The 20,956-nt window shown below is 66.7% G+C and carries 12 protein-coding genes; 5 read left to right on the forward strand and 7 right to left on the reverse strand.

Annotation, left to right across the window (positions count from 1 at the left end; all coding sequences use genetic code 11):
• The first annotated feature begins 520 nt into the window (after positions 1-520).
• Complete coding sequence (locus H276_RS23195; protein ID WP_019972505.1) at positions 521-1,414, forward strand: hypothetical protein; 894 nt, start codon at positions 521-523, stop codon at positions 1,412-1,414.
• Here the strand turns inward: H276_RS23195 and H276_RS0117010 are convergent.
• Together H276_RS0117010 and H276_RS0117015 are read right to left on the reverse strand one after the other, a co-directional pair.
• Positions 1,403-2,173 carry a DUF1906 domain-containing protein gene (locus tag H276_RS0117010; protein WP_019972506.1) on the reverse strand — a complete coding sequence of 257 codons (771 nt, stop codon included), beginning with the start codon at positions 2,171-2,173 and terminating at the stop codon, positions 1,403-1,405. The two genes, H276_RS23195 and H276_RS0117010, sit on opposite strands and share 12 nt — an antisense overlap.
• A gap of 207 nt (positions 2,174-2,380) precedes the next feature.
• Positions 2,381-4,366 (reverse strand): OPT family oligopeptide transporter, encoded by a 1,986-nt coding sequence (locus H276_RS0117015; protein WP_026357108.1) that lies wholly within the window; start codon positions 4,364-4,366, stop codon positions 2,381-2,383.
• Between the two features lie 789 nt (positions 4,367-5,155).
• Here H276_RS0117015 and H276_RS0117020 point away from each other — a divergent pair.
• Positions 5,156-6,106, forward strand: a complete 951-nt coding sequence (locus H276_RS0117020) for a mechanosensitive ion channel family protein (protein ID WP_019972508.1) — start codon at positions 5,156-5,158, stop codon at positions 6,104-6,106.
• Positions 6,107-6,496: 390 nt separating this feature from the next.
• On the opposite strand, the gene H276_RS0117030 is transcribed toward H276_RS0117020, so the two are convergent.
• The gene (locus H276_RS0117030; RefSeq protein WP_026357109.1) at positions 6,497-8,122 is read right to left on the reverse strand and encodes a peptide chain release factor 3; all 1,626 of its coding nucleotides are present in this window, start codon (positions 8,120-8,122) and stop codon (positions 6,497-6,499) included.
• A gap of 236 nt (positions 8,123-8,358) precedes the next feature.
• Here H276_RS0117030 and H276_RS0117035 point away from each other — a divergent pair, with 236 nt between their 5' ends.
• Positions 8,359-9,618, forward strand: coding sequence for an Ig-like domain-containing protein (locus H276_RS0117035; protein ID WP_019972511.1), 1,260 nt, complete (start codon positions 8,359-8,361; stop codon positions 9,616-9,618).
• Positions 9,619-9,774: 156 nt separating this feature from the next.
• A complete protein-coding gene (locus H276_RS0117040; protein ID WP_369758505.1) occupies positions 9,775-10,872 on the forward strand; it encodes a hypothetical protein in 1,098 nt (365 codons plus the stop codon).
• A 37-nt stretch (positions 10,873-10,909) separates the two neighbouring features.
• Here H276_RS0117040 and zwf read toward each other — a convergent pair whose 3' ends face one another.
• Positions 10,910-12,418, reverse strand: a complete 1,509-nt coding sequence (gene zwf, locus H276_RS0117045) for a glucose-6-phosphate dehydrogenase (RefSeq protein ID WP_019972513.1) — start codon at positions 12,416-12,418, stop codon at positions 10,910-10,912.
• Between the two features lie 189 nt (positions 12,419-12,607).
• Here zwf and H276_RS24800 point away from each other — a divergent pair, with 189 nt between their 5' ends.
• On the forward strand, positions 12,608-12,784 hold the full coding sequence (locus tag H276_RS24800) for a hypothetical protein (protein WP_196807943.1): 177 nt from the start codon (positions 12,608-12,610) through the stop codon (positions 12,782-12,784).
• Here H276_RS24800 and recD read toward each other — a convergent pair.
• The 3 genes from recD to recC are packed head-to-tail and all read right to left on the reverse strand — an operon-like array spanning position 12,781 to position 20,940.
• Positions 12,781-14,430, reverse strand: a complete 1,650-nt coding sequence (recD, locus tag H276_RS0117055; RefSeq protein ID WP_019972515.1) for an exodeoxyribonuclease V subunit alpha — start codon at positions 14,428-14,430, stop codon at positions 12,781-12,783. The genes H276_RS24800 and recD overlap by 4 nt on opposite strands.
• Positions 14,423-17,719, reverse strand: a complete 3,297-nt coding sequence (recB, locus tag H276_RS0117060) for an exodeoxyribonuclease V subunit beta (protein WP_026357110.1) — start codon at positions 17,717-17,719, stop codon at positions 14,423-14,425. Before recB ends, recD begins: the two co-directional genes overlap by 8 nt.
• Positions 17,716-20,940 (reverse strand): exodeoxyribonuclease V subunit gamma, encoded by a 3,225-nt coding sequence (gene recC, locus H276_RS0117065; RefSeq protein WP_019972517.1) that lies wholly within the window; start codon positions 20,938-20,940, stop codon positions 17,716-17,718. Before recC ends, recB begins: the two co-directional genes overlap by 4 nt.
• Positions 20,941-20,956 lie beyond the last annotated feature (16 nt).

A 20,956-nucleotide genomic window follows, 5' to 3' on the forward strand; every position in this document is an offset into this window, starting at 1 on the left:
AGATCGGCGCAACGACTCAGTCCTGACGCGTGACCAAACAGCTCACTGATTTACCGACGCACGCCCCGAAATCTTCTGTGTCCGTTTGTACATCCACAGGACGACGACCACGAACGCGATAATCCCGATGGTCTCGGCGAGGTTGCCGGTGCTGCCGGAGAAAATCGAGAACGGGTCGTCGCTGCGCGTAGGACTTGGCTCACGCGGAACAACTGGCTACCGGCAGGTTCACTGCCAGCGTGCTCCTGGTCCAGCTGCTGATGAGCGATGGCGATATGGAGGCCGCGTGGCAGGCTGCTGACCGTTACGGTCCGGGCTGGGCCTGGAAGGAATTGGCCGTCCGAGGCGTCGACGCTCCACCTGTCAAGCTGTGGACCTGTACAGACCCAGCTGGAGAAGGATCTGCGATACCCCGACTCGGCGATCTATCCGGACGTCGCCGAGCGGCTGGCGAATGTGGCGAAACCTGACCCGCTCGGCAACGAGACGTATCGGGACAGCGTTTTGGGCGCCCTGATCGATGTGCCGAATCGCCGAACTTCTCGACGATGATCCGGCGGCACAACTGCGATGTCGTGAAGAGCTGGCCGGACGCGACGAACACCTGCCGCGGTGGATCGCCGCCCTACCGCAGGTCGACGTGGACCGGGCGGTGCGCAGAAGCGACGTGCTCGGCGATGCCGACGAAATCGTGCTCGGTATGCGCATCGATGGTCAGCATGAGCTGACGATCGCGGTCTGGATTGACCACACCATGCTGTCGGGCATCGCCGACGCAGGCGTTATGCCGAATCCGATCGACAAGGCCATTGTCCGCGTGGCCGAACTGAGCACCGATGCCGATGTCGTCGAAATGAGCCTCGCCGATGCCCGCGCGTGGCTCGAAGATGCGCTCACCAAGCCAACATTCGCACAAGAGACGGCGGGCTGGCCGCTGTACCGGGCACTGGTCGGGTGGTTGGCCCGTCGGCTTCCTGAAGGCGGTGAGCACCGCTGGCAGGCCATGGACTGGCCCGAGATCGAGGAGCTGTGCGACAGGTTCTTCGCCACGGATTCCGCCACGCCGTTCACCGACTCGGGCCATCGGGAGCTGCTGCTGGAGCTCCTCGACGACGAGCGGGATCCGTTGCGGTGGAGCGCGACGCGGGTCGAACAGGCTGTCGGTACCGTGCATCACTACTACAGCATTCCCTTGGAGGTTGCGCTGGACGCACCGGACCTGCTGCGTGCGTTCATCCCATTCGCTCACGCGCAGAGCGGAATTCGCGATGAGCTGACGTCGCGAGCGCTCGCGGTGATCGACACACTGAGATCGAGTTACAAGCGCGAGGTCCTGAAGGAGGCGGAGTACTGGGTTACCTCGATGCCGGCTAGTGACGATACGAGGCGAACACGTGCAATCTCACGGATGTAGGTTCCACTGCCCACAATCCTGGGCCAGGACATCGTTGACGTCGACTGAGAGTCCGCCGACCGCCGGGCCTGGATTCGATGCGGTGCTCACCACACGCTGGTAGAGAACTGCGGCAGGGTATATCTGCCCGCCGGACCAGGAGCGCGTCTGCCACGCCCACACGTGGCCGGGCGTGCTCGACCTCCCGATGACACCGTCGGCTGCGGCCCATTGGCACGGGTTGACCCCGGCATAGATGCCGGTGCGTTGCGGTCCGAGCACCGAGTTGATTCCACGAAACCACGGCAGTGCGACGGTGTTCCAGGTGTTGCGGTCGATGTCCTCGTCGACGCTGAAGAAGATCGGCGCACTCCGGCCGCCACCTGCGGCGGTATGCAGCTGCCAGGCGGTGCGGGCGTCGGCGACGCCACCGGCATACCCGCGCCTGAAGTCCGACGGTGCCGTGCCGCCCGGCTTGCCGTATTGGTAGTTGCTGACGATCACCAGCCCGGCGGCGGTCAGCGACTGGGCGTACGGAAGGGTGATCGGCTTGGCGCCGAAGGATGACCCAGGACGCGATGTCGAGACGTAGTTGATCACTCCGGAGTGGCCGGCGGCCCGGATATCCCGGGCCGGAATCTGGCGCGCGGCGAAGTCGATCAGCGTGGGCGCAGCGGCGGACGCTGTGGGTGTGCCGGCACATGCTGATGCTCCACTCAGGCCGACCAACGCCGAGGCCGCGGTGGCATAGCGCAGCACGTCACGCCGGGAAACCTGCACCGTTCAACGGTAACAAAGTGACTGTTGAGACTGTTGCAGCCTCGCGAGTCGACTTCGATTCAATATCAGACCGTTATGCCACCGGTGTCCGTCCCGACCCCGTCACCGCAGACTTTTCGCTTCTCCGCGACGCCGTGACACGGCTGGTCCGCGCGCCAAAGCTCCAGGTCAGCGACGTGGCACCGGCAGTGTGGTGTGGCGGACGCGTCAGCTGTCGACCTTCACATCACGCCCCGAAATCTTCTGTGTCCGTTTGTACATCCACAGGACGACGACCACGAACGCGATAATCCCGATGGTCTCGGCGAGGTTGCCGGTGTTGCCGGAGAAGATCGAGAAGGGGTCTTCGCTGCCGGTGCCGGCGACGAACCCGGCGAAGACGACGCCGTAAAGGCTTTCGCCGACAATCATGCCGGTGGCCAGCAGTACCCCGAGGCGCTTCTTGCGTTCGATATTTCCGCCGGTGCGGTCGGCCCAGCGGTTGTAGAACAACCCCAGTACGGCACCCAACGGGATGATCAGCGTCAGGCTCATCGGCAGGTACATGCCCATCCCGACAGCGAGCGGAGGCAGGGCGAATCGTGATGTGCGGTTGAGGATCTCGTCGATGACGATCACCGCGACGCCGATCGCGGCGCCGAGTCCGACCAACGACCAGTTCAGGTTCCCGCCGAACACCCCTTTGGTGAGCGATGAGATCAGCGCTGCTTGTGGCGCGGCCAGGGCGTTGTCGCCGGCTCCGGGCGCACCGAGAAAGCCGAACGCGCGCTGCATCAGGTCGAGCACCGGCGGAATGATCGCTGAGCCGAACAGCACGCCAATCACCAACGCCACCTGCTGTTTCCACGGGGTGGCCCCGACCAGCTGGCCGGTCTTGAGGTCTTGCAGGTTGTCGTTGGAGATGGTGGCCACACCGAACGTGACGGCCGTGACGAACAGCGTGAAGGCGACCAGCGCGGTGGACTGGCTGTCGCTGGTGTGGCCGAACACCAGCTTGATCACCAGTGCGGCGATGAGCACGGTGAGGATGCCGACACCGGAGATCGGGCTGTTCGACGAGCCGATCAGGCCGGCCATGTACCCGCACACCGCGGCGATCACCAGGCCGATGAGGAAGACGAACACCACGCTCGCCACGATGATCCCAGCCGCACTGCCTTGCAACGCGGTGCCGCGGGTGAATTCCCACAGCAGCAGGGCGATCGGCAGCAGCATCACGATGACGGTGCCGATCACGATGGGGAAGGGGATGTCGCGTTCGGTGATGTCGACGAGCTGGCCCTGACGCCGGTTGCGTGAGGAGGCCAGCGCGTCGGTGATGCCTTTGATGATGGGGCGCAGGATCTTCAGCAGCGTCCATACCGCGGCCACCGCGATCGCTCCAGCCCCGATGAATCGCACGTCGTGCACGAACGCTCCATCGATGACGTCGGCCAGCGGTTCACCTGTCCCGAACCCTCCGCTGGTGCGGATCGGCAGCATGATTCCGAATGAGATAACCAGCCCGACGAGCATCGCCACCCCGACGGTCATCCCGACCAGATGTCCCACACCGATCAACGCCAGCGACAGACTGGCGCCGAACATCGAGCCGCCGGAGCCGACGCGGAAGTAGGCGGCCACCGAATTGGACAGCACCTTGAGGTTGGCCAGCAGCCCGAACGCGGCCGAGACCACCGAGCCGAACGTGATGACCCGCATACCCATACGGTTGTCTTCGGCGCCGCCGCTGCTGTCACCGACCTTGAGCACTTCGGCGGCGGCGAGCCCCTCGGGATAGGGCAGATCCGAGCCGGTGACCAGGGCGCGACGCAGTGGAATGGAGTACATCACGCCGAGGATGCCGCCGACCGCGCACACGGCCGCGGTGATCCAGTAGGGGAATCCGGTCCACCAGCCGATCATGATGAGCCCGGGCAGCACGAAGATGATCGCCGAGAGCGTGCCCGCCGCCGACGCGACGGTCTGCACGATGTTGTTCTCCACGATGGAGTGATTGGCGAAATTACGCAGGATTGCCATCGAGATCACCGCGGCCGGGATGGCGGTGGCGAACGTCAGGCCAACCTTGAGGCCGAGGTAGACATTGGCGGCGGTGAATACCAGGGTGATCGCTCCGCCGAGCAGAATCCCGCGGACAGTCAGTTCACGCAATGTCGGTGTGGTGGGGGTGACCGGGCTTGCGGTGGACAACTCGGCATCCTTTCGGTTGCAGCGCACAGGACGACGCGGCTCGCACGGCGACCCGCTGATCCACGTTAGGCGCTATATAGCGGTATCGCGGCGGGATCGGGACACGGGCATGACACGATCAGGCATCGCCCGTCCTCGGCCGCTCACCGTGAGAAGTGAGGGTGCAGTCTGCCAGGTTACGAATGTCTGGATCGCGGAGAGGGCCCAGGCGTCTGCACCCAGAGCGGTTCATCGCTCTCCTTGCCCGAGAGGGTGTTTCGATAGTCGACGTTCTTCGATGCCCGTGCAGGGGATTGCCGGCGCGGGTTTATGAATCGCCCCGCCCGGTTACCCCGGTATCTCGGTCGTGTTCAAGACGCGGACGAGATCGGCAGCTCTGCTGACCGCACGAATCTGTCCATACCCCAATGAAAGTGAGCGAGTCAACGATGACTTTCGATTCTGCACACGTCACACTCCTGCTCGCCGGTACTGCGACTGCGGTAGCAGTTGCCCTGGCACCAGGCGCGGCCGCCGACGAGCCCAACCAGTGTCAGAGCGGCGGGACTCCCGGAGACGCAGCCGGCCCATCGACCTGTGAGGTGACGCCGCCAGCCGTTACCAGTACCCCGGAATCCGTGCCCGCGCCAGGCGCCCAGAACGGGCCCTACGGGCCGGCGGGAGGCCAACCGCCCGTCGGGGGACACTAGTAATCGGCTTTCGCCGCCTTCGGTTTGCCGCGGGTGCGTTCCCGGACGCTATGACGTCCGGGTTCGACGCGCGCGAACGGCCTTCCGTACGGTCGGAACCATGAGTGTGTACAACATGGCTTTCGAATGGACGGAGACCAATCGGCATTGGCTCATCGAGGTGCCCATCCGGATAGTGGCGTACACCGTGGTCGCGTTGATCGCGCGATTTGTGCTGCACCGGATGATCGATCGGGCTACCACCGGCAGGTCGGGCGCTCTCCGTCGCGGGGACATGCAGGTGGAAACCAAGAAGCCGTTGATTCTGCGGTACTTGCGCGATCGTGCGTCGGCGTCAGCCAAAGCGGCGGAACGTCGCCAGCAACGCGCACAGACCATCGGCTCGGTGCTGAAGTCAACGGCGTCGATCCTGCTGCTCATCTGGGTGGTGCTGGCGGTGCTCAGTGTGCTGGGCGTGAACATCGCGCCGTTCATCGCCTCTGCCGGCGTCGTCGGACTCGCCATCGGGTTCGGTGCGCAGAACTTGGTCAAGGACTTCGTCACTGGCGTGTTCATGCTGCTGGAGGATCAGTACGGTGTCGGCGATACTGTCGATCTCGGCGACGCGACCGGGGAGGTGCAGAGCGTCGGACTCCGGATCACCACTGTGCGCGATATTGACGGCACCCTCTGGTACGTCCGCAACGGCGGAATCTCGCGGGTGGGAAACATGAGTCAGGATTTTGCCGTCGCGCGGGTCGAGGTGCCGGTGGCGTTGACCGCTGATGTGGATCGCGCCGAGCAGGTGGCGCTCGATGCCGCACATGAAGTGATCGCCGATCCGACGATCGGCCACAAGGTGGTCGGTGAACCGGAAATGCTTGGCGTGCAGGAGTTGTCGCCAGATCTACTCAAGCTGAGGATGACGGTCAAGACGAAGCCGAACGCGCAATGGTCGGTGCAACGCAGGCTGCGGCGGGCGGTTCTGCGCGCTTACGACGAACACGGGATTGACCTGCCGTACCCGCAGGGACGCATCCACGCCGTGATCGGTGGGAAAGAAGCCGAGTAACGCCGGTTGTCGGAGGTGCCTTGATGGTATCCGGGTGCGCTGACAGGTGAGAGTGCAGCGTCTTGGGCAATGTGTGGTGAGAAGCAACGTCCAAACTTTTGACGGCTTCAAGGCGGTTGTGTGGCAGGTGGGAGAATCCCACGTGATGCACGTTCAGATTCTGCGAGCCGACGACTGGCCGCTCTGGCGTCACCTCCGCCTGCAGGCGCTGGCGGAGTCACCCGATATGTACGTCGCGACGTGGTGCTCTCGGTCAAGGCACACAATCGGCCCGCCTTCGCGCTCTATGAATGCAACGGATTCGTCGATGCCGGGCCGTCGCCCGATGATGCCGATGAGCGGTTGATGCGTTGCGAAGGTACGGCGTTGGTGTGAGGTCTTGGCGGCTTGCTACCCCTCAGCCGCCACCAACGACCCGAGCTTGATGTTGGGATTGTCGCGCTGGAAGCCCTCAAGCCGCCACGGTGTCGAGAAGAGCACGAGCATCACTCCGTCGGAGCGGGTCAGAACCTCTGCTGACACTTGGCGATTCACGAATTCGGCATCTTCGGGCGACACGATGCGGGCCACTTGATAGGGCAGGGACTCCAGGGAGATCGGTGCGCTGAGTTCGGTGGCCATCCGATGCGCGGCCACCTCGAACTGCATGGGACCGACCGCGGCGAACACCGGCGCCTGCTCGCCGCGCTTGTCGGAGCGCAGCACCTGCACCACGCCTTCTTGCTCCAATTGCTCGATGCCCTTGCGGAATTGCTTGTGCTTGCTGGGGTCGGTGCCGCGGGCCACCGCGAAGTGCTCGGGGGAGAAGCTCGGGATCGGTGGATATTGCACGGGCACATCGCGATACAGCGTGTCACCCGGACGCAACGCCGCGGCGTTGGCGAGCCCGATGACGTCACCGGGCCAGGCGTCGTCGAGCGTCGAGCGCTGCTGGCCGAACACCGACTGCGCGTACTTGGTGACGAACGGCTTGCCGGTCGCGGCGTGGGTCAGCACGTCGCCGCGTTCGAACGTGCCCGAGACCACCCGCGCGTAGGCGATGCGGTCGCGGTGCGCGGAGTCCATACCGGCCTGCACCTTGAACACGAAGGCACTGAACGGACTGTTCGGAACTCGCCGCACGCCGTCGACGTCGATGGCGCCGGAGGGTGCTGGTGCGAGTTCGACGAGAACATCGAGCAACTGGTTCACGCCGAAGTTCAGCGCAGCCGAGGTGAACAGGACCGGGGAGGCCTCGCCGCTGAGGAACGCCTCGCGGTCGTAGTCGGACCCGTCGGCTGAGAGCAGCTCGGACTCTTCGGCCGCGGTGTCCCAGTCGACGCCTGCAGCATCGTGGGCCGCGTCGACGGGGATGTGCTCCTCGGGCGCGATGGTGGCCCCGCCCGCAGTGCGGGTGAAGCGGATGAAGTGGCCCTTGCGGCGGTCCATCACGCCCTGGAAATCCCCGGCGATGCCGACCGGCCACGTCAGGGGAGTGGTGCGCAGGCCGATCCGTTCGTGGATCTCGTCCATCAGTTCCAGGGCGTGCCGGCCCGGCCGGTCCCACTTGTTGACCACGGTGATGATCGGAATGCCCCGGTGCTTACACACCTGGAAGAGTTTGAGGGTCTGCGGTTCGAGGCCCTTCGCGGCGTCGATGAGCATCACCGCGCAGTCCACGGCCGTCAGCACCCGGTAGGTGTCCTCGGAGAAGTCGGCGTGGCCGGGGGTGTCCAAGAGGTTGATGACGCAGTCGCGGTAGGGGAACTGCAGCGCGGTCGACGTGATCGAGATGCCGCGCGCTTTCTCCATCTCCATCCAGTCCGACACCGTGGAGCGTCGGCCCGCCTTGCCGTGGATCGCGCCGGCCTCGGTGATGGCCCGGGCGTGCAGCGCCAGCGCCTCGGTCAGCGTGGACTTGCCGGCGTCAGGGTGGCTGATGACGGCGAAGGTTCGGCGGCGGGCCGCTTCCGCGGAGACACGGTCGCCTTTCGGCGTTTCGGTGGCGGTCGGGGTGTCGAGGGCGTTGTCGGTCATCTCGCCAGCGATGGTATGGCCGACCTGCGGTAAATCAGTAATCGAGTCGGGCCGGTCACTGAGCTCACCACTTCCGGAGACCGCCGTCACAGCGCACCGAAGCTCGGCCACACAACGACGGTGTCACGACTCGCCTACAGGCCGTGCCTGTCGCGCCACACAGGACTCTCCCCGGTTAGGATTAGCGCACCCGATCGGTGCTCGATCGATACGGCTCTCGCCGGAAACACATTGGAGTGACGTTGACGTCTGTTCGCCGTGCCAGCCTCGCGGTCATGTTTGCCGTGCTCGCCGTGCTCGGCGGCGTGGTCGTCACCGCACTGCCGGACTGCGGTGAGAACTGCCAGACGCTGGCCGCCGCGCCCCCTGGCGTCCCGCAGGCGTCGCCGACCGAGCCGGCCAAGCTCACGATCACCCCGAAGCCCAAAGCCGAGGACGTCGACCCGCTGGCGCGCGTTCTGGTGACCGCCGAGACCGGCACGCTGGACACCGTCACGATGGTCAACGACGGCGGCAAGCAGATCCCGGGCATCCTCACCCCCGATGCCAAGACCTGGAAGCCGACGACGACGCTCGGGTTCGGCCGCACCTACACCATGACGATCGCGGCCAAGGGTCCCGGCGGCATGCCGACCCGACAGGTCACCACCTTCAGCACGCTGACCCCGAGCAACCAGTCGCAGGTGTATCTCGACGGCACGTCGGGCGCGATGTTGCAAGACGGCGCGAAGTACGGCGTCGGCATGGTGATCGTCGCGCGCTTCGACGAACCCATCACCGACAAGGCCAACGCCGAACGTCGTCTCAAGGTGACCACCAACCCGCCGGTCTTCGGCGCCTGGAACTGGATCGACGACCAGACCGCGCATTGGCGGCCGGAAAAGTACTACGCGCCGGGCACGCAGGTGACCGTCGACGCCGACATCTACGGCGCCAAACTCGGCGACGGCCTCTACGGCGCCGAAGACGAGAAGGTGTCCTTCACCATCGGTGACTCGCACGTCTCGATCGCCGATGACAAGACCAAACAGGTCAGTGTCTTCGAGAACGGCAAGCTGGTCCGCACCATGCCCACCTCCATGGGCATGGGGGGCACCGAGACCATCGGCGGCACCACACTCAGCTTCTGGACTCCGCCCGGCGTCTACACCGTGATGGACAAGGCCAACCCGGTGATCATGGACTCCTCGACGTTCGGCCTGCCCGTCAACAGCCGCCTGGGCTACAAGGAAACCATCCCGTACGCCACCCGGATCAGCACCGACGGCATCTACCTCCACCAGCTCAACGCGACGGTCTGGGCCCAGGGCAACACCAACACCAGCCACGGCTGCCTGAACCTCAACAGCGACAACGCCAAGTGGTTCTTCGACTTCTCCGTGCCCGGCGACATCGTCGAGGTGCGCAACACCGGCGGCGAACCGCTGACCCTGCAACACAACGGTGACTGGAGCGTGCCGTGGGGCCAGTGGATCCAGGGCAGCGCGCTGCGCTGAACTCACTTGGCCGGCGGTCAAGCACCCGAGTTCGCCCGAACGGGCGCCGGGCTATCCGCGGCGGGCGAGGCGGCAGGCAGCCCGTCGTACCGGTAGCCTCAGGTGCGATTGACGAACGATCGGAGGTCATCAATGGGCCTCGTACTGGGTTTCTCGATGACATCGAGCGTCGTCCGGTGGGTGCTGGTCGACGGGATCACGGGCGAGGGTGCACCTGTCGACCGCGGGGCACTGGGCATATCCGACGTCGGGACGTTCGACGCCGAGGCGCTCTTGGAGAACGTACTCGTCGGCGATGAACTGCACGCTGCTGGCCTGACCTGGTCGCCTGGCGCCGACGCGGTGGCCGCCAAGGTCCGCGCGGCTCTCGACGCGCTGGGCGGCGGGGCCCGCGTGGTCGACGTTTCTGACGTCGAGGCCGCCGAGGTACTGGCCGGCGGCATCGCCGAGATCTCCGGCTACGACTTCCTCGTCATCTGCATTGTCGAACCCGGGGCCGCACTTGTCGCGACGGTCAACGACCAGCGGGTGCACGTCGAACGGATCGACCGCAGCGACTCCGGGCTGCTGGAGCGTGCCAGCGCTGCGGTTCGTGGCGCGCGCCCGAGCCCCGACGCGGTCTTCGTCCTCGGATCCGACGTCGAGGCCGCCGACACTCTCGTGGCCGTGCTGCGCGAAGAGACGGCGCGTCCCGTCTTCACCGCCGACGAGGCCGACCTCGCCCTTACCCGGGGTGCCGCACTGGCCGCCGCCCGCGGCGCGAACGCCGCACCGGCGACCGTGGCGAAACCGCTACTCTCCCGTGTCGCCGTGTTGTCTTCGGTGCTGGCCGCCGCAGTCGTGGTGTTCGTTGTCTCGTTGTCATTCGCGCTCGGCCTGCGGCTGACCCCGGAGTCGACGGAGATGCACAACACCAGTGCCGTCGAGCCCTCCGTGCGGCCGGCCGCCCCACCGTCGATCGCGAAAGCCACCGCTGTGCCTGCGCCTCACCCAGCTGCCCCGCCGCCGGTCCCTGAGACGGTCGGAGCGCACGCACCGGCGGCCTCAGCTCCCGAAGCGGCTCCCGTCGAACCAGCCGCGGCGCCCGAGCCGGCGTACGTCCCACCGGCGCCGGAACCGGAACCTGCGTACGTGCCGCCGGCCCCACCGGTCTACGCACCGTCGCCCGTCCCGGCGTATGTGCCGCCGGTGGCGCCGCCGCGGCTGCGCGACCGGATCATCGAAAAGATCCCACTACTCAATCGCTTTCACTGACGTCATCGAGACTGAAGTGGCGGGTGTGACGTGCGAGCTACTCCTTCCGCTCCCGCCACGCCCGTTCAAATGGCAGCCGCCAGGCGTTCGGCGCGATGAGCTGATGGATCGCGTTGGGCCCCCACGTGCCCTGCGGGTACATCTTCACCACCGGTGGGTCCAGTAGCAGTGTTTCGGAACGTTCCCACAGCGACTCGATGCCTTCGGCGGTGGTGAACAAGGTGTGATCGCCCCGCATGGCATCGAGGATCAGCCGCTCGTAGGCCTCCAGAACGTCGCTGATCTCCGCGGTCTCCTGCGTGGAGAACTGCATCGAGAGCTTCTCCAGCCGCATGCCCGGCCCGGGGCGCTTGCCGTAGAAGGACAATGACACCTTCGACGCGTCGGCCAGATCGAACGTGAGATGGTCCGGTCCTTGCGCGCCCACCCCGGAGCCTGTCGGAAACATGGTGCGCGGTGCCTCTCTGAACGCGATCGAGATGATCCGCTGACCCTCGGCCATCCGCTTGCCGGTGCGCAGGTAGATCGGCACCCCGGCCCAGCGCCAGTTGTCGATCCCGACCTTGAGTGCGATGAACGTCTCTGTCTCCGAGTCCGGCGCCACGCCTTTCTCTTCGCGGTAGCCCTGGTACTGCCCGCGTACCACGTCGGCGGTATCGATTGGCAGCATCGACCGGAACACCTTGTTCTTCTCTTCGCTGATGGCGCGAGGTTCCAGCGCGGTCGGTGGCTCCATCACCACGAATGCCATCACCTGGAGCAGGTGGGTGACCACCATGTCCTTGAAGGCGCCGGTGCTCTCGTAGAAGTTGGCCCGTTGATCCAGGCCGAGCGTCTCGGGGATGTCGATCTGGATGTGGTCGATGAAGTTGCGGTTCCAGATCGGCTCGAAAAGGCCGTTGGCGAACCGGAACGCCAGGATGTTCTGCGCGGCCTCTTTGCCCAGAAAGTGGTCGATGCGGAAGATCTGGGATTCCTTGAATGTCCTGTGCACGAACGCATTCAGCGCAACCGCGCTCGCCAGGTCGGTGCCGAACGGCTTTTCCATGACTACCTTGGACCGCCTCACCAGGTCGGCGTCCTTGAGCATCGTGATGACGGACTCGGCGGCTTTGGGCGGCACCGACAGATAGTGCAGCCGACGGGCCTCGGGGCCCAGGTCGGACTCGGCGGCGTTGACGGCGGCGGCCAGTGCTTCAGGGCCGGCGCTCTGCGGCACGTAATGCACCTTGCTCGCGAAGTTCTTCCACTGCTCGTCGGTGGGGTGCCGGTTGCCGAACTCATCGATGGCCTGTTTGGCGTGGTCGAGGAATTCTTCGTCGGTGTAGTCCTCCAAAGAGGTCGCGACGACCCGGATATCGGGGCTGAACGATGACTCTTCCAGATAGGCCAGGCCCGGAAGCAGCTTCCGTTTCGCCAGATCGCCGGTCGCGCCGAACAGCACGATCACGTGCGGCGGCAACACCTCGCTGTTGGGACGCGTCGGGTGGGAACCTATTCCGGGGTAGGCGACAGTCTGCGCATTTTCAGGAGCCACGTTCTGCATACTGACAGGTCGGCGTGCACTGATGGCGTCGGTTGGATGAACTCGTGTGTGTCCGGTTCGATCCAGACGCCGTGGACCGCTGTCGATTCTGAATGGATTTACCGAGCCCAGCTATACAAATTCCCGCAAAACTGTTAACCAAATTGACGCGCCATCGCGATGTGATCCATCTCACTGCAGAGATACAGTATGACTATAACCACAGAAAGGGCGGTCATGGTCGGAGCATTCATTGGCGGTCTGCTGCTGGTGCTGGGCCTCGTCGCAATCGCAGCCGTTGTCGTAGCGGTCGCGATGGGTTTGCCCACATTGGCCATCACCATCGGTCTCATCTCCGGTGCGTTTTTCGCCGGGCGGGCCGTTTAGGCTCTGAGCCGCTTCCGCAGCCCCGTCGCGCGCACCGCCTGCCGGGTGATGGCTGCGCGCACTTCCGCTTCGGAGCCGACGACGCGGACACGCGTCTTGGCTCGGGTGACCGCGGTGTAGAAGAGTTCCCGCGTCAGCAGCCGTGAATCGATGTCCGGCAGCAGGACGGTCACCTCGTCGGCCTGACTGCCTTGGGCTTTGTGGATCGTCATGGCGTGCATGGTTTCCACTTCGGTGAGCCGACCGGTCGCGAACGATCCGTTGCCATCCACCGCGACCCGTAAGCCGTCGGGCGTCGCGACGGTGACGCCGGTATCCCCGTTGTACAGCTTGAGGCCATAATCATTCGCCGTCACCAGGATTGGCCGCCCCACGTACCACGCGGTCCACAATGGCTCGCCGGTCGCATCGGTGAGCCACCGCTGCACCTGGCGGTTCCAATGCATGACGCCGGCCGGCCCGCGCCGATGCGCGCACAGCAGTCGATGCTCGTCGAGAGTTTTCAGCGCCGCCTTGGCATCACCCAGGATCGCGGCTTGCCGCAGCTGAAGTGCATGCGGCACAACCACATCCCGTAGCCGCTCGGTGATGTCGGTCGTGACCCACTCGATGTTGTCGCCTCCGGCGGCCAGCACCTGCAGCGCGGCATCGGCGTCACCGATCCGGATTGCCGTGGCCAATGCCCCGATCGACTTGCCGAACCGGTGCGAGGTCCGCAATGCCGCCACTCCGCGTGACCCCAACCCGTCGACCAGATCGGCGAGCACTGCACCGGCTTCGACCGAGGCCAACTGATCGGGATCGCCGACCAACAGCAGCCGGGTCTGCGGCCGCACCGCCTCCAGCAGCCGGGCCATCATGGTCAGCGACACCATCGACGTCTCGTCGACCACGATCACGTCGTGCGGCAACCGGTTGCCACGATGGTGGCGGAATCGCGACGAGGTGTCCGGCCGCGCGCCGAGCAGCCGGTGCAGCGTGGTGGCCTGCAGCCCGGCCAGTCGCCTCTGGTCGACCAGGGCGAGCTCATTGACCTCCAACTGCACTGCTTCCTGCAGCCGGGCTGCAGCCTTGCCCGTCGGCGCGGCCAGCGCGATCCGCAACGACCGAGCACCCGTCAACGCCGCCTGTTCGGCCAACAGAGCCAGCAGCCGTGCCACCGTGGTGGTCTTGCCGGTGCCCGGGCCGCCGGTCAGCACTGTCAGTCCGTGCGACAGCGCGACCTCCGCCGCGGCCTGCTGCTCGTCGAACCCGGTGGGGAACAACCGCGATAGGTCAGGGGCTGCCCCCGAGGGCCGGGTGCCGACGAGAGTCAGCACGTCGTCGCGCACCTGCTGCTCTTCGCGCCAATACCTGTCGAGATACAGCTGGTCGTCGAAGAGCCGCAGCACCGGCCCGGCGGTGAGCAGGGGACTGGCGGCTACCGCGGCCAGCCAGGCGTCCGGTTCCGGCCACGGCAGATCCGGCAGATCGACCTGAGCGGCGACCGACCGCAGATCCACGCACACCGACCCGGCGCGCAGCGCCCGCACCGCCAGTGCCACGGCAAGCGTCACCGATCCGTCGGTTTCACCGCCCAGCGCGGTGAGTCGTCGAGCCACCTGGACATCCGCAGGTTCGAGAATCTCGGCGAAATGATCAAGCATCGAGCAGCTCCGACACAGCGACCACCAGCTCGGCGGGCGGCGCCCAACTGAACACACCGGCGGGATGACCGTCGACGACGGGCGTAGCCGCCCCGCACATGCCGCGGACGAACAGGTACATCACGCCGCCGAGGTGTGTTGCCGGGTCATAGCCGGGTAGTCGCCAGCTCAGGAACCTGTGCAGCACAACGCTGTACAGCAGGGCCTGCAGTGGATAGTCGGAATGCAGCATGGCCTCGGCCATCCGGTCGCGGGTGTAGTCGGCGGCGGTCAGCTCGGCATCGCCCGTGCCCAGCCAGTTGGTCTTGTAATCGACTACCACGAACCGGGATCCGATGCGCAGCACCGCATCGACCGAGCCGGAAAGGTATCCGCGCAGCGGCTGATCACCGAGTGCTCCGCTCGACAACCGCTCGGAGTAGGACGCCATCGGATCGTCGACCGGCAGATGCGTGCTCAGCAGCGCGCCGACGTCGGCGAGCCGGGCGAACTCGCCGGACCGCAGATCGCCACCGGCCATCGGAAATTCGAAGTCCAACTCCCGCAACCGGTCTCGCAGTCCGATCTGGCGTAGCGTCACGCCGGGGGCCAGCGGGCCAAGGGGAGTGTCGTGCAGGGGTACCAGTGCGGCTGCCAAGTCGTCGGCCGTGACCTCGACGGGCCAGCGCGCCGCATGTGCGCGGATGTGGGCGGCCAATTCGGCACCGAGATCGGCGGCGAATGGATCGGCGGTCTCCAGCACTGCGTGCACCAGCGATCCGAACGCGGCGCCGGTGGGTAACTGAGCCATCGGCGATGGGACGTCGCTGCCCGCGGCCGCCGGGGCCGCGGGGACCTCGTCGACGACATCGACCTCGTCATCGAGTTCGGTGACCTCAGGCTCGCTCGTGACGCCCGAATCATCGGCTGCGCGAAGCAGACCCGAGTACGACGTGCGCCGCCACGAGGTGTCGATGGCCCGGTGGAAGTGCCGGGTGGCCAGGTGTTCGGGCGGCGCAGACGCCGGAACGGGTGTGAACCCCTCGATGGCGGACTCCTCGATCACCGGGCCGCCCGCGGCCTCCCAGGCCCGCAGCCGGTCTATCGCCTCGGCGTCGCTGACTCTGGCCGGCGCGCACTTGTCCGGAACCGCGGACTCACCCGGCCTGCGGCCCCGCAGCAGTCGCGACAAGCCGCCGTTGGGTTCGTCGCGCGAGGGCGCCCACCACGCCACCACCTGGGACTGGGCCCGCGTCATCGCCACATAGGTCAGCCGGCTGTCGTCGGCGGCGGCCTCGGCGCGGCCCGCGCGCGCCACCGCAGGGTCGCCCGCACGCGAGGAGGACAAGTCACCCCCGCCGATGTGTAAGCACCGCACGCCGTCGTCGTGAAAAAGGATCAGATCCGGTTCGGGCACATAGCGATTGAACGTGAACGGCAGGTACACGATCGGATACTGCAGGCCCTTGCTGACCCACACCGTCATGATCTGCACGGCCGCGGCGTCGCTGTCCAAGCGGCGGTTGCGTTCGGTCTCCCCGCCGCCCTCCGAGCGTTGGGTGCGCAACCAGTCCCGCAGCGCGGGCAGCCCGAACCCTTCCCGGTGGGCGGTGTCGCCCAGCAGCTGGGTCATGTGGGCCAGATCGGTCATCAACCGCTCACCGCCTTCCCAGGACAGCACGCGCCGACCCATCCCAGCGAGCTGGGCGGCCTCGAAGATCGCCGCCACGCCGCGCTCACGTGCGTGCCCGGCCCAGGTGCGCAGGGTGTCGGCGATTCGATCGGTCAGCGCATCACCGCCCACGGCAAGGGACTCCGCCGTCTCACCGAAGAACATGGTGGCCGCCGCAGCACGCACCAAGCCGGTGCGGTGCGGCTGGTCGAATGCCTCCAGCAGGTACAGCCAGTCCTCGGCGGCCTCCGAGCTGAATACGTCGGAATCCCCGGTGTAGACCGCGGGGATGCCTGCCGCAAGCAGCGCGCTGTGGCAGGCCCTGGCATCCTTGTGGGTCTCGGTGATCACTGCGATGTCGCGGGCCTGGACCGGCCGGTCATCGAAGCTCGCGCCGCTGGCTAGCAGGGCCCCGATGTCAGCGGCCAGATCCCGGCCGATGTGGGTGCGCAGCCGGTCGATCGGAATAGTCTTGGAGTCGTTTCCTTTTCGGCTCACCACCCGCAGCCGGAATGGGTCGTTGTGCGGCGCGCCGGCCAGCCGGTGGCCTTGATGGTGGGCCTGCACATCGTGGACCACGATGTCGGACCCGCCGAGCTGAGCGCCGCGCAGCACCACCTGCAGCCGATCCACCAGGGCACTGTCGCTGCGCCAGTTGGTGCCCAGCGTCTGCTTGTCCCCGGCGGTCGCGGCTGCCCGCAGATAGGTGTCGATGTCCCCGCCGCGGAACGCGTAGATGGCCTGCTTCGGGTCGCCGATCAGGATCAACGTGGAGTGCCCGGAGAAGGCCCGCTCGATCACCTGCCACTGCACCGGGTCGGTGTCCTGGAATTCGTCGACCATGACGATCGGCCAGCGCTGGTGCATGCGCACGCGGGCCGCCGAATCCGGCGGTTCGCCCCGCACGTGAGGAAGACAGGGGGTCAATGCGGTGGCCAGCCGGGTCAGCAGGTCGTCGTAGCCCAGCACGCCACGGCGCCGCTTGCGGATCTCCAACTCGGCCAGCACATCCCGGGCGAAACTCAGCCGAACCGCGGCGGGTGAATCGGGATCGGGATCGGTAGGCCGCAGTTCGGTGGCGGGGTTCTGCACGACGGTGCGGGCCAGCCGCAGCGCGGCGGCGTAGTCGAGCACCGGATGGTCGCGTTGCGTGCCGAACCGGGACAGGTACAAGTCGTCGACGATCTCGGTCACCAGGTTGTCAAGACTCTCCACCAGAGTGACTCCGGAATCGCTGTCTCCCGCCACACCAAGGGATTTCAACACGATTTGGCAGAACTGGTGAGTGGTGGCGATGGTCGCGCCGTCGAATCCGGCCAGGGCATCACGCAGCCGCTGCCTGCGGGCCTGCTGATCCGCGCCGACCAGGTAGATCTCCAGATCGTTGCGGGCCAGGGCCGGGTCGTCGAATGCGGCCAGGGCGCACACCATCTGATCGCGGACCCGCTCCCGCAGCTCTTGGCTGGCGGCCCGGCCGAACGTGATGAGCAGCATCTGGTCCAGCGTCGCGGCGCCCTCGGCGACGAACCGCGTGACCAGACCGGCCAGCGCGAACGTCTTGCCGGTCCCGGCGCTGGCCTCCAGCACCGTGGTGGTGTTGCGGCTCGGCAGTGGCCCGAGCAGATCGAAAACCTTCACCGTGTCGACCTTTCGGCCCGCAGCATGGGCAACCACAGCCGAGTGGCGTATGCGCCGAGCCGATGGCTCTCGCCCGCGACTTCCTCACCGGGACGCAGCGGCTGCATCAGATCCCGCAGCCAGGCACCGCGGCCCCAGGCCCGCACGTGCGCAGGCTGCTGGTCCTCGCCGGGGTAATTGCCGCTGCGCCAACGGTATCCGGCAGCCTGCTCGGGATCGTCGCCGGTGTGCCGGGCCACGGCCCAGGCGTACGACGTCTTCACGGGCAGCGGCAGCGGCTCGCGCCGACCGGCGTCGTAGATCCGTACCAGGTCGACCAGCAGCCCGACCGGGTCGACGGGAGCGCCGAGCCCCTCCGCGCGGGGGGTGGTGCCCCGTTTCGGACGGCCTATGCACACCGCCGAGAAATCCCGGTCAGGGTACTGAGCGGCCAATGCCAGCAACGGAATCCATGACTGCAGCAGGTGCTTGCCGTCGAGCTTGGAGTAGGTCACCGAGACCAAACGGTCACCGAACACCGGAGACACGGTGCCGGTGAGCCGCCGCCCGCCGCCCAGATCGATATCCACGTCGTAGGCCTGGGATTCCGCGCCGCGGTGATGCTGCGCTTCGGCGGCCAGCGCGGTGCACTGCTCGCGGATGGCACCGGCCGTGCGCCAGCCGAGTTGCCCTGGCGGTAAGGTGCCCCGCCGCCACTCGGCTTGCTGGGCGTCAGCCGGCGCCATGCCACGCAACATGTCGTGCAGCATGCGGTCGCCGACGGTCCACTCCTCCAACGCATCGATATCGACGGGCATGACGTCCGAGACACCCTCCACCTCCCACGGCAGGGTGTAGTCCAGTGCCCGGAAGAACCCTTTCACCGGATCGTTGAAGAAGCCGACCAGATCGGCCAGCACCACATCGTCGGGCGGTGGTGGCGGCAACGGATCGGCGAAGAACGGCGGACGCTCGGCATGCTGGCCGGTGTTGGCCTGTGCGGCCGTCAATGCGGTCGGGTCGAACGTGAACGGTTCACCGGGCACCATCGCGCCCGGGATGACATTGCGAATGTCGAACGGCTGCAACGGATGATGGGTGACCACCTGCACCGGCTTCTCGGTGGTGATGGCGAGGGTGTCGAGCAACTCGGCCAGCGGCACGGCCGGCGGGCGGGACTGGCCGGAGTACTCGTTGGCGCCGGTGTAGGTGACGACGAGCGTCTCGGTGGCCGCGCCGATCGCGTCGAGCAGCAACTGCCGGTCCTCCGAACGGATGTCGCGCTCGCCGGTCACCGGGTCGCGGGCCAGCGCGTCGTCGCCGTCGACCGAGCCCAGCCGCGGGAAGACCCCGTCGTCAAGACCGACCAGGCACACCACCCGGTGCGGCACGGAACGCATCGGCACCATGGTGCACACCGTCAGCGTGCCGGTACGGAAGTTGGCTCGGGTGGGCCGCCCGGCCAGATGCCGTTGCAGCAGCGTGCGAATATCCGTCAGGCGCAACATCGTTGCGGTCTCGGCGGTCGCGAGGATGTCGTCGAACTCGCGCTGCACCTGCGCGCGGGGCCAGTCCTCGTCGTCCAATGCGAGCGCGTCGATGTCGGCGCTCAGTTCGGCCAGCCACTCTGCCAGCGTCTTGGTGCCGCTGAGCCCGCGCACCCCATTGTGCAGCTTCTCGATGAAGTCGGCGAAGCGGCCCGCCAGCTCCACCCGGTTGCTGCTGACGTCGTCGAGCGGCAGCGTGGTGCCCAGCCAGGCGTGGGAATCGTCGGACATCGCCACGCCGGCCAACACGCGGTCGATACCGAACCGCCAGGTGTTGTGCAGGAAGTCGACGCCATAGGGCCGACGGTGCTCCTGATCGAAGCCCCAGCGGATGTTGGCTTCGCGCACCCACGCCGTGATCGCGTCCAGATCGTCGTCGGTGAACCCGAACCGCGCCCGCACCGGAGCCGACTCGGCCAGGTTGAGCACCTCGCTGGCGCCGGCCCGGCCACCGGCCAGCGTCAGCAGTCGCGCCGCCACCGATAACAGCGGATTCGTCTGCACCAGGGCACGATCGGCGAGTCGGACCCGGAGCCGGTGCGCGGGATGGGCGCCGTGCACCACGTCGCCGAGCCCGAACCCGGCGGTGATCAGCGGCGCGTAGGTCTCGATGTCGGGGCACATCACGAGGATGTCGCGCGGCTCGAGCGTCGGATCGTCGGCCAGCAGACCCAGTAGCACCTCACGCAGCACGTCGATCTGCCGAGCTGGGCCGTGGCAGCTGTGCACCTGCACCGACCGATCGGCAACGCGGTGCACCCGGCCCTGCGGACGCACCTCGTCGGCGGCGATATCGGACTGAAGCCAGCCCAGCAGAGTGTCGGGATGGCTTGGTGCACCGAGGTATTCATCGGTCGCGGGCACGGGCAGCAGGCGTTGCAGCTCACGCAGATCGCGGCCCAGCGTAGCCGACAACGGGTGCCTGACCGCGCGGTGGCTGGTGTCCGTGCGCCGCGGCACCGCGCCTTTATCGGCGGCCAGTGCCTGCCACAGCTGGTCACTGGGATGCGGCAGCCACAGGTGCAGATCGTGGTGGACGGACAACGCGGCGAGCAACTCGATCTCGGTCACCGGCAGCCGCGTGTGCCCGAACAGCGACAGCCGTCCGGGCAGATCGCTCGGGGATTCCCGAAGCCGGGCAACGGTTTTCGCATGCCGAACATGGGGCAGGTCGGCATCGATGCGGTTGGTGAGTGCCTCCCACAGCGGCCGTTGCCAGGCCAGGTCATCCGGCATGCCCGCCCAGCCGATCAGCAACTGCGGGCGTTGCCGAGCGTACGACGCGAAGATCCCGGCGAGCCGTCGGGCCACCGCATAGCGGCGGCCCTGCCGCAGCTCGCGTTCCTCGCCGTCCTCGAACCGGCCCAGGTGAGTGGCCAGCGTCGTGCACCACGGAGCTTCCAGGTTGTCATCGATGACGGCCAGCAGTGGCCACACCATCGCCTCAGGCGACCACGGATCGTCATCCTGTGTCCCGGTGACCTCGGCGATCAGCGACCGTGGATTACGGAACTGTACGGCTGCGCAGACACCGAGCCGGTTGGACAACCGCTGGCTGAGCCACCGCTCCACGCCCTTGGCCGGGACCAACACCAGTTCCTCGGCGAACGGATCGGGCAGAGGATCGGCCAGCAGGGCGCCCAGCCCGTCGGCGAGCAGATCCGTGCGCTCGGCCCGGTGCAGGTGCAGTGCCATCGCCCCATACCTTATG

It is taken from the genome of Mycobacterium sp. 141 (assembly GCF_000382405.1).
Classification (GTDB): Bacteria; Actinomycetota; Actinomycetes; order Mycobacteriales; family Mycobacteriaceae; genus Mycobacterium.

Coding starts and splice junctions, on each gene's coding strand:
- H276_RS23195 (WP_019972505.1), top strand. CDS start 521: ATGTGCCGAATCGCCGAACTTCTCGACGATGATCCGGCGGCACAACTG.
- H276_RS0117020 (WP_019972508.1), top strand. CDS start 5,156: ATGAGTGTGTACAACATGGCTTTCGAATGGACGGAGACCAATCGGCAT.
- H276_RS0117030 (WP_026357109.1), bottom strand. CDS start 8,122: ATGACCGACAACGCCCTCGACACCCCGACCGCCACCGAAACGCCGAAA.
- H276_RS0117040 (WP_369758505.1), top strand. CDS start 9,775: ATGACATCGAGCGTCGTCCGGTGGGTGCTGGTCGACGGGATCACGGGC.
- zwf (WP_019972513.1), bottom strand. CDS start 12,418: ATGCAGAACGTGGCTCCTGAAAATGCGCAGACTGTCGCCTACCCCGGA.
- H276_RS24800 (WP_196807943.1), top strand. CDS start 12,608: ATGACTATAACCACAGAAAGGGCGGTCATGGTCGGAGCATTCATTGGC.
- recD (WP_019972515.1), bottom strand. CDS start 14,430: ATGCTTGATCATTTCGCCGAGATTCTCGAACCTGCGGATGTCCAGGTG.
- recC (WP_019972517.1), bottom strand. CDS start 20,940: ATGGCACTGCACCTGCACCGGGCCGAGCGCACGGATCTGCTCGCCGAC.